Source organism: Ideonella sp. WA131b (assembly GCA_023657425.1).
Classification (GTDB): Bacteria; Pseudomonadota; Gammaproteobacteria; order Burkholderiales; family Burkholderiaceae_C; genus Rubrivivax.
The window spans coordinates 713964-726509 of the sequence record JAGTJW010000002.1 but is presented as its reverse complement, the minus strand read 5'-3'; the positions used below and the strand labels follow the sequence as shown (position 1 = coordinate 726509).

The window sequence follows — 12546 nt, the reverse complement described above, 5'->3', positions numbered from 1 at the left end:
GATCTAGAGCGGCGCGAACAGCGGGCGCGGGGCGCGGGTGGGGAAGTGCTGGTTGATCAGCTTCAGTCGCGCATCAGCCTCGCTCTGGCTGTGAGCGACTGAGATGGTGCTGTAGAGGTCGCTTCGCAGGTGCCAGAGCTCTCGCAGCGATTGTGCGTGCTGCGCCCGCCAACGCAGCTGATCGGCGTGCTCGCCGTCCACGTCGGCCAACAATGTGCCGATCTCTCGCTTGACCAGGCCAAGTCGGTTGGGTGGCGGCGCCGGTTCCACGGGCCCCGGGCCGAGCAGCCAGAGCATCAAGCGCTGCCACCAGCCCTTCAGGGCACCGCCGGCGACCGGTGCGAAGTACATCAGCGACGGTGGCATGCACACGCCCTGCGCCAGTGGGGCTGTCGGCGGCGCGCGGCGCGCCTGAGGTGCGATTGCCGTGGGGAGGCGGAAGGGAAGCATCGGCATCATGGTGGGGGTATCGGATCCTGGGGCAGAACCTGTAGGCTCATCTTGACCTTGCGGGCCTTCCGCCGATGGCGCGAACAGCGGTGGCTTGGCCGGCTACATCCCCGCCGTGTCGGGTGCGGGCAAGCCCGGGGCAACGGCGACGACGGCGGCGACGACACTTCCGTCTCGTCGACTGCCCCCGCCTGAGCCCGAATGCACTGGATCCGTCGCGGCCTTGCCGCGCTGCTGCTGCTGACCTTGCTCGCTGCCCTGGTGCTGGCCATTTACGCCTGGCGCACGCTGCCGCCGCAGGAGGGCAAGCTGGTGCTCGCGGGCGCGCGTGGTGAGATCCGCATCGAGCGTGACGCCCACGGCATCCCCACCATCGTGGCGGCTGACCCGCTCGACGCCTACTACGGGCTGGGCGTGGTGCATGCGCAGGACCGGCTCTGGCAACTGGAGACGCACCGCCGCATCGGCGCCGGCCGCACGGCCGAAGCGTTCGGCCCCGCGGCGCTCGAGGCCGACCGTTTCCTGCGTGCCCTGGGCGTGCGCCGCGCGGCCGAGGCGCAGTGGGCCCGGGCCCCGGCGGCCTCGCGCGCGGTGGTGGAGGCCTACACCGCCGGCATCAATGCCGTCGTCAGCCAGGGCGGGCAGGCGCGCGCGCCGGAGTTCGTGGTGCTCGGCCTGCAGCTCGCCCGCTGGGAGCCGGCCGACACCTTCGCCTGGGCGATCATGATGGCCTGGGATCTGGGCGGAAACTGGAACACCGAGCTGCTGCGCCTGCGCCTGGCGCTGAAACTGCCGGTGGAGCGCATCGAGCAACTGCTGCCGCCCTACCCGGGCGACCCCGTGCCGGCCACAGCCGACTACACGGCGCTGTACCGCTCGCTGGGCCTGGGCAGCGCCAAGGTGGCGGCGCTGACGCGCGGCCTGGACGCTGCGCCGCCCTCGGGCGTGGAGGGCATGGGCAGCAACAACTGGGTGCTGGCCGGCTCGCGCACGACCACGGGCTCGCCGCTGCTGGCCAACGACCCGCACCTCAAGCTCAGTGCGCCGGCGCTGTGGTACCTGGCCCGGCTCAGGGCGCCGGGGCTGGACGTGGCTGGCGCCACGATGCCCGGTCTGCCCTTCGTGGTGCTCGGGCAGAACGCCGACATCGCGTGGGGCTTCACCAACACAGGCCCCGACGTGCAGGACCTGTACCTCGAGCAGACCGACCCGGCCGACCCGAATCGCGTGCGCACGCCCGAGGGCTTTGCGCCGCTGCAGGTGCAGACCGACACCATTCGAGTCAAGGGCGCGCCGGATGTGCCGGTGACCTTGCGACGCTCGCGCCACGGCCCGGTGATCAGCGACGCCGGCGGCATGGCCGACGCGCTGGGCGCCAAGCCAGGATTCCTGCTGGCGATGCGTTGGACGGCGCTCGACCCCGACAACGACCCTGTCGCCGTGGGTCTGGCTGTGCAGCGCGCTCGCACGGTGGACGAGACCTTCACTGCAGCGCAGGGTCTGGTAGCGCCGATGCAGAACTTGGTGGCGGCCGACCGCGCCGGCCGCATCGGCGTGATCACGCCCGGCCGCGTCCCCGTGCGCGCCCCCGAGAACGACCTCGGCGGCCGCGTGCCGGCGCCCGGCTGGGATGCGCGTTACGACTGGACCGGCTTCATTCCGCCCCACCAGACGCCGCGCCGGCGCGACCCCGCCATCGGTTGGATTGCCACCGCCAACCAGCGCATCACCGAGCCCGGCTACCGGTATCACCTCACACACGAATGGGCGCTGCCCTACCGCCAGCAACGCATCGAGCAGGTCCTGGAGTCGCGTCCGAAGCACTCGCTGCAGGACCTGGCGGCGCTGCAGATGGACGGCCGTTCCCTGGCGATGGCGACGCTGCTGCCGTGGCTGAAGCGGGCCGCGGACTCGCTGCAGGGGGGCCACCCTCTGGCGGCGGCAGCCAAGGAGCAGCTCGAGGGCTTCGCGGCCGACATGGCCGTTGACAAGCCCGCGCCGCTGATCGCTTGGGCCTGGCAGCGCCAGCTGGCCAAGGCCGTGTTCGCCGACGATGCCGGCGAGGCGCTGTGGGAGAAGAGCCTGGCCGGCCGTACCTTCCAGGACGCCCTCGAAGGCGTGCTGGCGCGCGACGACGCCAGCTGGTGCGACGACCGCGGCACGCCCGCCGCCGAGACCTGCGCGCAGCAGGCGGGGCTGGCGCTGGCGCGCGCACTTGACGAACTGGCCGTGCGCCACGGCAACGATGTGGCGTCCTGGCGCTGGGGCGCTGTGCACGTGGCGCGCTCCGAGCACCGGCCGTTCAGCCGCGTGCCGGTGCTGCGCCGGCTGTTCGAGTTGCGCACGCCGGTTGGCGGCGACACGCACACCGTGATGGCCATGCGCGTGAGCCTGCGCGAGGACAAGCTCACGGGCGACCTGTACCACGTGGACCACTCGGCCAGTCTGCGCGCGGTGTACGACGTGGCCGACCGTACCCGCTCTGGCGTGGTGCACTCCACCGGGCAGAGTGGCATCGTGTTCTCGCCGCGCTACCGCGACCAGGTCGGCCCATGGACGCGTGGCGAGCTGCTGCCGCTGTGGCCGCAGGGCGATCCGGCAACGGTGCTGCTGGTTCAGCCGGCGCGCTGAGCGCAGCCGACGAGCGCTACACCACGCCGAAGCGCTGCTTGCGCTCGGCCGTGTAGGCCCACCAGGGCTGGGCCGGGCCGCCGCGCATGAAGGCGCAGGAGGCCATGAAAGTGTCGAGCACGCAGGGATCCTGCCGCTTGCCGGTGGCCTGCTGCAGCGCCTGGTACAGCGCGAACGCGTCAGCCTCGGCAAGCTGCGCCGGGTGCTGGATGCCGATGAGGCGCAGGTCGGCCGCGATGGACGGACCGATGTTGGGCAGCTGCTCAAGCCGCTCGCACTCGGCCGCCGTGGCAGCCTTGCGCGGCGGCGGCGCCTTCGGGGGGCGCGGGGCCCGGGCAGCACCCACGGGCAAGGGCGGCAGGTTCGACAGCTTCAGCGGCGCCAGCATCGCGTGCCTCACATCAGCATGGTGTTGCGGATGAGCCCCACCGCGATGCCTTCGAGCTCGAAATCGGCCTCGGGTGGCACGTGGATGGTCTCGAAATCGGGGTTCTCGGGGATCAGCTCGATGCCCTTGCTGGTACGGCGCAGGCGCTTGACGGTGACATCGTCGCCCAGGCGGGCGACAACGATCTGGCCGTTCTTGGCGTCCTTGGCCTTCTGAACCGCGAGCAGGTCGCCGTCGAGGATGCCGGCGTCTCGCATGCTCATGCCGCGCACCTTGAGCAGGTAGTCGGGGCGGCGCGCCCACATCGAGGCTTCCATCAGGAAGCTGGTATCCACGTGCTCCTGCGCCAGGATGGGGCTGCCGGCGGCGACGCGGCCCACCAGCGGCAGCGTGAGCTGCGCAATGGCCGGCAGCGGCAGCATGTGCTGCCTGCCAATGCCGTCGAGCCGCGCCTGGTTGAGCGCGCGCAGCGTGTCAGACTTCAGCCGAATGCCGCGCGATGTGCCTCCCAGGAGCTCGATAACCCCTTTGCGCGCCAGGGCCTGCAGGTGTTCTTCGGCGGCGTTGGCCGACTTGAAGCCGAGTTCGGCGGCGATCTCGGCGCGGGTAGGCGGGGCGCCGGTGCGCTCGATGGCGCTTTGCACGACATCGAGGATCTGCTGCTGGCGGGCGGTGAGCTTGGGGTTGTCTTGCATAGCGGTGCCCGCGGCGGCGCGCAGGCTGTCTATCCATCCAGGGCTGTAGTTTCATCCAGAAAGCAGAAGATGCCAAGCACCGATTCCTTCGTCGTGGTCATCGGCACCGGCGGCACGATCGCAGGCGCCGCCACGCGCCCGGGCGCCCATCTGGGCTACCAGGCGGGCGCGCTGGCCGCGCAGGCGCTTGTCGACGCCGTGCCGGCGCTGGCCGGTCTCGCCGTGGAGGCGCATTCGCTGGCGCAGCTCGACAGCTGCGACATGGACCACGTCACCTGGGTGGCGCTGGCGAGCGCCGTGCGCGAACACCTGGCGCGGGCCGAGGTGGCCGGGGTCGTCGTCACCCACGGCACCGACACCCTGGAGGAGACCGCCACCTTCCTGCACCACACCGTTGCCGCCACCAAGCCCGTGGTGCTGACCGCAGCGATGCGCCCGGCCACCGCGCCGTCGCCCGACGGGCCGCAGAACCTGCTGGATGCGGTGACGCTCGCGGGCTTGCCGGGCGCGCAGGGCGTTCTGCTGGCCTTCGGCGGCGCGGTGTACAGCGGCACCGAGGCGCGCAAGGTGCACGGCTACCGGGCCGAAGCCTTCAGCGGCGGCGACGCCGGGCCTCTGGCGCTGTGGCAGGACGGCCGGCTGCGCTTGCTGCGTGCCTGGCCGGCGGTGGGCGGCGACGCCGCCGAGGTGCTGGCCGTGCCCGTGGCCGACTGGCCCGTGGTGGACATCGTCACCAGCCACGCTGGCGCGCGGGGCGCAGCGATGGAGGCGCTGGTGGCTGCCGGTGCGCTTGGCATCGTCATCGCGGGCACTGGCAACGGCAGCGTGCACCACACGCTGCTGGCGGCTGCGAAGGCGGCGCAGGCGCAGGGCGTGCGTGTGTGGCGAGCGTCGCGCTGCGTGGCCGGCGGCGTGGTCGAAGGCGAGGGCCGCGCGGCCGACGCACTGCCTGTGGCCGGCGACGCCACACCCGCCCAGACGCGCGTGCACCTGCTGCTGGAACTGCTCCGGTCATCCTGACCCGGGCGAGTGTCGCGGGTGCCGCGTAGCCTCTTGTCGGGCACCGACCTGAACCGCGGCTCGGGCGCTCAGGCGCACGGCTCGATCCGTCGCAATGACCCTTGTCTTGGTAGGGCATGGCGCCCCAGCGCCGTCTCGCCCGCAGAATGTCCGCGACACGTCCGGTCTTTGGCGGTGACGTCAGCCGGGCAGTGTCCACAGTACCAACGAAAACCAGGAGACAACATGCGATCAGCCGTCCCCGATTTCCGTCCAGCCGCCCTTGACCCGGGTCTCAAGGTCCGCAGAGGACCAGCGCGCTGGCTGCCGGCAAGCCTCATCGCCGTGGCGGCGCTGGTGGGTGCCACCGCAGCAGCCGCGCAGGTCACCGTCAAGGCCGAAGAGTTCCAGAAGGCCGATTCCCCCTGGGACATGGCCTTCCTGCCCGATGGCACGATGTTCTTCACCGAGAAGTGCAAGGGCCTGTCGGTGCGCCTGCCTTCGGGCAAGGTAAACGCCTTGCTGGGCGTGGGCGACAGCAAGGGCTACGCGACGGTGCGCAACGACCTGTTCTGCGACGGCCAGGCCGGCGTGCAGGGGGTGGCGGTGGACCCGAACTTCGCGAGCAACCGCTTCGTCTACGTCTACGCCAGCTCCAAAGGCCCCAACCGGACCTATGGCGGTTTCAACAACATCGTGATGCGGATGAGGGTGGACGCGCCGCTGGCCGCCGTGTCCGACATCTCCGAGATCATCAACGACATCGGCTACAAGCCGGCGAAATCGGCCCACCCCTTTGGTGGGCCGGGTGCGCACAACGGCGGCCGCATCCGCTTCAACCCGGGCGATGGCTTCCTGTACGTGCTGACGGGCGACAACCACAGCGGCGCAGGCCCTCAGCACCCCACGCAGATCATCGGCAAGGTGCTGCGCGTGGACCGCGACGGCAAGGCTGCGCCTGGCAACAACCCGCCCGCCGGCTTCGACAAGCGCATCTTCGCCTACGGTTTCCGCAATCCGCAGGGCATCGCATTCCGGCCCGGTACCAACGAGCCGTTCCTCTCCGAGAACGGCCCCTGGCACACCGACGAGGTGACCAAGCTGGTCAATGGCGGCAACGGCGGCTGGGACCCGCGTGACAACCGCAACGGCCGTGGCCCCTGCCCCGATGCCTACTGCGGCTACTCGCCCAACCAGATGGGTGCCATGCCCCCTGCCGAGCGCAGCGCCTTCATGCCGATGACCGACCTGAAGGCCTTCCCGGACGCGCTCAAGCCCGCCTGGACGAACAACGGCCTGTCGCAAGGCATGTGCGGCAGCGTGTTCCTGGTGGGCAAGCAGTGGAAGCAGTGGGAAGGCCGCCTGGCAGTCGGGTACGCAGGCATCGGCATCCACGGCACGCCCACGGGCAATCGCATCGACATCCTCGACCTCAGCCGTGACGGACTGTCCGCCAAGCGCGAGGAACTGCTGTGGCCCACCTTCGCCGGCCGGTTCCGGCATCTCTCGCTGGGCCCTGACAACGCCCTGTATGTGGCCGACGAAGGCAGCGGGATGATCTACCGCGTCACGCCTAACTGAACCAGCGGTCCATGAAGGGCGCCGCTGCGAGGCGGCGCCCTTTGCTCATCAGCACCTGACCTGCTGCGCCTGACAGCGCCTGTGTTGGGTGGCGTCAACCTCGAGTGCTCGATTCATCATGAAGCCTGCCCAAGCCGTTTCGGCCCGCCCATCTGCAGCGACGCTGTCGCTGGCCTTGTGGTTGCTGGCGCTCGCCGCAGCCTGGACCCCGCAAGCCCGTGCCGAGACGCCCACGCTGCAGCAGTTGATGCAGCGCAACAATTGCACAGCCTGCCACCTGGTCGACAGGCGCAAGTACGGCCCCCACTTCAAGGAGGTGGCGGAGCGTTATGGCGGCGACGCCAATGCGGTGGCGACACTGGCCGCCAAGATCAAGGCCGGCGGCAGCGGCGTGTGGGGCGAGGACCCGATGCCGCCGCAGCCCCTGGTCAGCGACAGGGACGCTCGAGCGATGGCCCAGCTGATCATGGCCCTCAAGCCCTGATCGCCCGGCCCGGCCCGCCCCCGGGGGGAACGCCGCCTCAGACCACCGTCAGAGCGACGCTGATGTTGCCGCGCGTGGCGTTGCTGTACGGGCAAACCTCGTGCGCGGCGGCCACCAGATGCTCGAGCTCGGCACGCTCCATGCCGTGCACCGAGATCGTCATCGCCACGTCGACGGCGAAGGCCCCGGGCTTGCCCGTCATGGGGCCGATCGACACCGCGGCGTCGATGGTGGGCTCGGCTGGCAGCGCGGTCTTCGCGCGCGCGGCCACAGCCTTCATCGCGCCGATGAAGCAGGCGCTGTAGCCGGCGGCGAACAACTGCTCTGGGTTGGTGCCGGCACCGCCGGCACCGCCGAGTTCCTTGGGCGTGACGAGGACCGCGCTGAGCGCGCCGTCGTCGGACTTGGTGCTGCCGGTGCGGCCGCCGGTGCTGGTGGCGCGGCCGGTGTAGAGGGCTTTGTCGATGGCCATGGGTGGTCTCGCTTTCGTGGGGGTTAAGGCGACCGGGTTCAGGTCGCCGAGGAGGAAGCGGGCAGGGCCGCCAGGTTGTCGGCCAGGCGCCGACGCAGGCCCTGCAACTGGGCCGTGAGTTCGCTCAACTCACCCAGCGTGCAGCCGCTGGCGCGAGCCACAGCCTGCGGCATGGCCTGGGCGCGGCGGCGCAGCGCACGGCCCGCGGCCGACAGCGCCACGCGCACGCGGCGCTCGTCGGCCGTGTCGCGCAGCCGCAGCACCAGACCGGCCTGCTCGAGCCGCTTGAGCAGCGGCGTCAATGTGCCCGAGTCGAGTGCCAGGCGCTCGCCGATCTCGCCCACCGCCAGGCCTTCGTGCTCCCACAGCACCAGCATCACCAGGTACTGCGGGTAGGTCAGGCCCAGCGGGTCGAGCAGCGGCTTGTAGAGCTTGGTCATCGCCAGCGACGAGGCGTAGAGCGCAAAGCACAGCTGGCGGTCGAGGGCGAGCCAGTGGCCTTCGGGGGTGGGTGCTGCGTCACGGCGGGGCACAGACGATCGTTTATTGAGACGAACACAAGATGATTGCACGCGATCTATATGCCCGATGAGGCAACAGGGGGATGCGGGCCGGTGTGCGATGGCGGCGCGCGTGCTGAGGGCTGGGCTGATGCAGGGGATGGCTGAGCGCATCAAGGCCGGTTGACGATGCTTGATGCTGCCCGTGCTCGGACAGGCATGACCGGTCAGGCTTCGCGCTGCCCAGGAGCGCGCGGCTGCGGGTGTCGGCTGTGCAGCAAGCGGGTACCGCGGTTCGGCTGCCTTGGAGCAGGGCAGTTGATGATCCGGGCCTGGCAGCGCTCGAGGGTGTGATTGAGATAGAGCGCAAGTACAGCCCAGACTGCGGCGGCAGGCCGAAGATCACTTCGGTGATTCTGGAGCAGCCGGTCCGTGAAAAGATCGTCACGCATCTTGGTCTGAAAGCGCGGGCACCGCCGCGGGCGCCCGCACGGGGCCAGGCGCTTCAGGTCGCCTGAACCTCGGTCAAGCTCCGCGATCAGGCGCCGCCGCCCCCCCTCGAGGCGGCAGAGCCTCCGACACGTCGCTGCAGGCCTCTTGGTTTCAGCGCAAGCTGTCGTATACCGCTGTCTCGAAGTCGTAGAACGTCGGCACGGAGCCGGTGTCCGCGAACGGGAAGATCTGGCTCAGGAACACGCCGCCGATGCCGGTCGTCGGGTCGATCCAGTAGAACGAATTCGCAAGGCCCGCCCACATCAGCCCACCTGCCGGGCGGCCGGTCAGAGTGCGCTCGTGGTTGATCTGGAACGCGAGGCTCCAGCTCTTCTTCACCCCCGGAAAGAACTCGGCGTCGTTGGTGAGCGGGTGGTTGGTCTTGAGGTTGGAGACCCGCGCATCGCCCATCTGGTTGACCATCAGACCGCTGGCTACCGTTTCGGGCTTGAGCACGCGCTCTCCGGCAAGCTGGCCGCCGTTGAGCACCATGCGCACGAACTTCAGGTAGTCGCCCATGGTCGCGTACAAGCCGCCCCCGCCCATCTCGAACTCGGGCTCCTGGGTTAACTCAAAGGGCATCGGTGCGAGCTTGCCATCCGCCCCGCGCAAGTGAACACCCGCGAGGCGGCTGCGCATGTCGGGCGAGATCCTGAAGGCCGTGCTCGTCATTCCGAGTGGGTCGAAGAGGTTCTCCTTCAGGTAAGCGCCGAGCTTCTTGCCACTGATGGCTTCCACCATCTTGCCGGCCCAGTCGATACCGATGCCGTATTCCCAGCGCTCGCCGGGGTCGAACAGCAGCGGCAGCGTGAGCGCCTTGTTCTCGCAGCTCGTGACGCTCGGAATACTGAGCGCCTCCTGCACCTTGGCGATGTCGGTGTTCCAGATCTCGTAGCTGAAGCCCGAGCTGTGGGTCAGCAGGTGGCGCAGCGTGACGGCGCGGCGCGGCGCACGGTAGGTGGGCTTGCCATTGGCGTCGAACCCGGTCAGCACCTGGGCGTCGCCGATCTGCGGGCAAACCTTGTGCGCCGGGGCGTCCAGATCGAGCTGGCCACGCTCGACGCATTGCACTGCCGCCACCGAGGTGATGGCCTTGGTCATCGAAGCGATCCAGCCCACGGTGTCGAGCGTCATCGGCTGGCCGCCACCCAGGGTTCGCTCGCCGAAGGCGCCTTCGTAGATCGTCCCTTCCCGGTCGGTAGCCATCGCCACGACCCCAGGAACGGCGCCTCCTGCAACTGCGTTGCTCAAGATCCGGTCTGCACGCTGCTTCAAGTCCATGCGAAGTCTCCTGCCAGGTTGCGGCCCGATCACGGCGAGCGGGCCAGGATCAGAAATCTAGGAGCATGGGCGGCAGAAATCCAGCCCCGGATGTTTCGCGAGCGCAGCACTGGATGACTCTGAGGCGCCCTTCGGCCAACTTTTGTGGGTCGCGGGCCCGTGAGTGTGGCAATTGATGCGCCGCATGGTGCAGGCCTGCGCAAGCTTGGTGCCCTTCAGAGCCAGACGGTGCAGGTTGATCATCAGCGTGTAGGCCAGTGCGGCCAGCAGCAGGCGAAGCTGGTTGACCTGGTAGCGGTGGCAGCTGGCGCACCGCCCGAACAGGTCCGGTTGCGCTTCCTTGATGGGGTTCTGGGCCTCGCCGCGCGCGCAGCATCTGCGCTCGTACAAGGTCTTGGGCGAACCCGGAAGATCGGTGACGATGAAGCGCGGGTTGGCTCCTTGCTCCAGGTGCCGGCGGCGTACTGAAACTCGCCGAACATGCGTTGCTTGTTCTTCATGGCTGCGGTCTGCTCGGCCAGGGCCATCTCTGCGAGGGCCACCTGCTCGTTCAGGCGCGGGCTCTTCTGCAGCCCGATGATGTGGCTCACGCCCCAACGCTCCAGGCGTTGCAGCACGCGCGGGCGGCAAAACCCCGAGTCCGCACGCACGATGATCTTCGTCCTTGGCCATGCGCGGCGCAGCGCTACCAGCAGCCGCTTGATCAGCGCACTGACCACGCTGGCAGGGTCTCATCGGTGCACTCTGGCATCGGCGGTCCTCGGTCTTCATTGGCTTCAGATTCCCATGAAAACGCACCTCGGCACGAGGCCACCGACCTGCTATTGATGAAGCATCCGGGATAGGGCTGGCTTCGAACTGACGGTCGCGGGTTGACGAGCAGTGTCACGACTTGACGCCATTGCTCCAGCAGCCAGCGCTCCCCGGGCTCGCGTGCGAGCGCCGCGGCCGTCGCGGGGACTCAAGCCGCATGTGGCGTCGCTTGGGATGGGCCGTTGATCGCCACGTCGTCAGGCTGCCCCCGGCATGCCGGCATCTTGCTGCAGTTCTACCCGATTGCGCCCCGATGCCTTGGCGCGATAGAGCGCGGCATCGGCGGCGGCGAGGGTCTGTGCCACCGCGCAATCGGCTGCATGCCGGCTCACGCCCATGGACACAGTGACACGCAGCTCCGCACTGCCCGCGGTGGGCACGGAAAACGCCGCCGTGTGCTCGCGCACGCGCTCGCACACGGCGAGAGCGACTTCGGGGTCGGCGGTCTGGATGATGAGCAGGAACTCCTCGCCGCCCCAGCGCGCCAGCAGGTCGCCCGGCCGCAGCAGCCCGGTGGTCTCGTGCGCGAATCGGCGCAGCACGATGTCACCCATGGCATGGCCGTGCAAGTCGTTCACCATCTTGAAGTGGTCGAGGTCGATCATCGCCACGAAGGCGTGTTTGCCCCGGGCGGCCTCGGCCTGCATGAGCTGCAGCCTTTCCTGGGCCCTGCGGCGGTTGGCCAGACCGGTCAGCTCGTCTCGATCGGCAATCTCGGCGATGCGCGCCAGGGCCCGCGCCAGTTCGGTCTTCTGCTGGCCCAGGGTGTTGCGCAGCGCACTCATGCGTCCGGCGAGCACGTCGAAGCCGGGCACGACCAGCAACAACACCCAGAATGTGGCAAGTTCCACCGCCCAGGGATACCGCTGCGGCTGCTGCCACGCCATGCCCGCCATGGTGACGGCGAACAGCAGCAGCGTGTAGACCGCCAGCCCCCGCACCTGCCGCGGCGACAAGGCGAAGATGCTGAAGAGGAGGGCCAGGCAGGTCATCGGCAAGGCCAGCGCACGCATCGGCCCGAGGATCGCGTAGCAGGCCGCAGTGGAGGCGATCGAGTATGCGATCTGCGGCAGCGTGAGCGCCGGGTCCTTCATCCGGAGGGTCCAGCCGCGCTGCAGACCAAGCCACGTGAATGCCGTGACCAGAGCCGACATCGGCGCCCACAGCGCCACCAGTCGCCAGTCGGCGTGGCCCATCGTGACGCCGGCGGCCATCAACGGGATGCCGAGCAGGATCCACGAGAACGACGATGCGACCTGTCGCTTCCATCCGGCGATGCGCGCGAGATCCCGCTGCGGGAGCTCCGGCGTGGCCGAAGCCGCGTCGGCAGTTGGTGGAGAGGTGGGAGTTGTCAACGGTGGTCCAAGAAGGCAAGTGCACAGGACGGGTATCGGCCTGACCGATGCGTACCTTGAGCGCGACGCTGGAAGGTGACGAGGGATTGTCAGGCCCGGCTCGCCATCGCCACCGGTGGGCATGCCTGGCCGACCGCGCCCGGCGGAGCGGCCGCGCAACCGGTGCCAGACCTCCTGGCCCGACGGCACCCGGTACCTGGTGATGTCGCCGCTGAAGTTCGAGCAAGGGGTGGCGGTGGGCGTACCACGCCAGCGCAGGCCACCTTGACCGGTCGCGAGAGGCCCGCACAAGCGGCTGCTTCGCGGCGGTCAATTGGCGGCGGTGAGTGTTGCTGAAGGGTCGCTATGCAAAGCCATCCATAGCGCTGTGCAAAGCTATCCATAGCGGCCCAAACCAGACGGTAG

At 69.3% G+C, this 12546-nt stretch carries 12 protein-coding genes; 4 read left to right on the top strand and 8 right to left on the bottom strand.

Features of this window, described 5'->3' with window-relative positions; genetic code table 11:
• Nucleotides 1-3 precede the first annotated feature (3 nt).
• Complete coding sequence (locus KA711_13340) at nt 4-450, bottom strand: hypothetical protein (protein ID MCM0609953.1); 447 nt, start codon at nt 448-450, stop codon at nt 4-6.
• A 201-nt stretch (nt 451-651) separates the two neighbouring features.
• Between KA711_13340 and KA711_13335 the strand changes: the two genes are divergently transcribed.
• Nucleotides 652-3081, top strand: coding sequence for a penicillin acylase family protein (locus KA711_13335; GenBank protein MCM0609952.1), 2430 nt, complete (start codon nt 652-654; stop codon nt 3079-3081).
• Between the two features lie 16 nt (nt 3082-3097).
• On the opposite strand, the gene KA711_13330 is transcribed toward KA711_13335, so the two are convergent.
• Together KA711_13330 and lexA are read right to left on the bottom strand one after the other, a co-directional pair.
• A complete protein-coding gene (locus KA711_13330; GenBank protein MCM0609951.1) occupies nt 3098-3469 on the bottom strand; it encodes a helix-hairpin-helix domain-containing protein in 372 nt (123 codons plus the stop codon).
• 8 nt (nt 3470-3477) lie between these two features.
• Nucleotides 3478-4164 (bottom strand): transcriptional repressor LexA, encoded by a 687-nt coding sequence (lexA, locus tag KA711_13325; protein ID MCM0609950.1) that lies wholly within the window; start codon nt 4162-4164, stop codon nt 3478-3480.
• Between the two features lie 69 nt (nt 4165-4233).
• Between lexA and KA711_13320 the strand changes: the two genes are divergently transcribed.
• The 3 genes from KA711_13320 to KA711_13310 all read left to right on the top strand — a co-directional run bounded on the left by KA711_13320 (nt 4234) and on the right by KA711_13310 (nt 7228).
• Complete coding sequence (locus tag KA711_13320; GenBank protein ID MCM0609949.1) at nt 4234-5184, top strand: asparaginase; 951 nt, start codon at nt 4234-4236, stop codon at nt 5182-5184.
• Between the two features lie 411 nt (nt 5185-5595).
• Entirely contained in the window at nt 5596-6744 is a 1149-nt protein-coding gene (locus tag KA711_13315) for a PQQ-dependent sugar dehydrogenase (GenBank protein MCM0609948.1), read from the top strand.
• Nucleotides 6745-6862: 118 nt separating this feature from the next.
• The gene (locus tag KA711_13310; GenBank protein MCM0609947.1) at nt 6863-7228 is read left to right on the top strand and encodes a c-type cytochrome; all 366 of its coding nucleotides are present in this window, start codon (nt 6863-6865) and stop codon (nt 7226-7228) included.
• 37 nt (nt 7229-7265) lie between these two features.
• On the opposite strand, the gene KA711_13305 is transcribed toward KA711_13310, so the two are convergent.
• The 5 genes from KA711_13305 to KA711_13285 form a co-directional block, all read right to left on the bottom strand.
• On the bottom strand, nt 7266-7700 hold the full coding sequence (locus tag KA711_13305; GenBank protein ID MCM0609946.1) for an organic hydroperoxide resistance protein: 435 nt from the start codon (nt 7698-7700) through the stop codon (nt 7266-7268).
• A gap of 38 nt (nt 7701-7738) precedes the next feature.
• A complete protein-coding gene (locus KA711_13300; protein ID MCM0609945.1) occupies nt 7739-8140 on the bottom strand; it encodes a MarR family transcriptional regulator in 402 nt (133 codons plus the stop codon).
• A gap of 663 nt (nt 8141-8803) precedes the next feature.
• A complete protein-coding gene (locus KA711_13295; protein ID MCM0609944.1) occupies nt 8804-9973 on the bottom strand; it encodes a beta-lactamase family protein in 1170 nt (389 codons plus the stop codon).
• Nucleotides 9974-10215: 242 nt separating this feature from the next.
• On the bottom strand, nt 10216-10692 hold the full coding sequence (locus KA711_13290; protein ID MCM0609943.1) for a transposase: 477 nt from the start codon (nt 10690-10692) through the stop codon (nt 10216-10218).
• Between the two features lie 291 nt (nt 10693-10983).
• Complete coding sequence (locus KA711_13285; protein ID MCM0609942.1) at nt 10984-12141, bottom strand: diguanylate cyclase; 1158 nt, start codon at nt 12139-12141, stop codon at nt 10984-10986.
• Nucleotides 12142-12546 lie beyond the last annotated feature (405 nt).

Coding starts and splice junctions, on each gene's coding strand:
- KA711_13340 (MCM0609953.1), bottom strand. CDS start 450: ATGCTTCCCTTCCGCCTCCCCACGGCAATCGCACCTCAGGCGCGCCGC.
- KA711_13335 (MCM0609952.1), top strand. CDS start 652: ATGCACTGGATCCGTCGCGGCCTTGCCGCGCTGCTGCTGCTGACCTTG.
- KA711_13330 (MCM0609951.1), bottom strand. CDS start 3,469: ATGCTGGCGCCGCTGAAGCTGTCGAACCTGCCGCCCTTGCCCGTGGGT.
- lexA (MCM0609950.1), bottom strand. CDS start 4,164: ATGCAAGACAACCCCAAGCTCACCGCCCGCCAGCAGCAGATCCTCGAT.
- KA711_13320 (MCM0609949.1), top strand. CDS start 4,234: ATGCCAAGCACCGATTCCTTCGTCGTGGTCATCGGCACCGGCGGCACG.
- KA711_13315 (MCM0609948.1), top strand. CDS start 5,596: ATGGCCTTCCTGCCCGATGGCACGATGTTCTTCACCGAGAAGTGCAAG.
- KA711_13310 (MCM0609947.1), top strand. CDS start 6,863: ATGAAGCCTGCCCAAGCCGTTTCGGCCCGCCCATCTGCAGCGACGCTG.
- KA711_13305 (MCM0609946.1), bottom strand. CDS start 7,700: ATGGCCATCGACAAAGCCCTCTACACCGGCCGCGCCACCAGCACCGGC.
- KA711_13300 (MCM0609945.1), bottom strand. CDS start 8,140: ATGACCAAGCTCTACAAGCCGCTGCTCGACCCGCTGGGCCTGACCTAC.
- KA711_13295 (MCM0609944.1), bottom strand. CDS start 9,973: ATGGACTTGAAGCAGCGTGCAGACCGGATCTTGAGCAACGCAGTTGCA.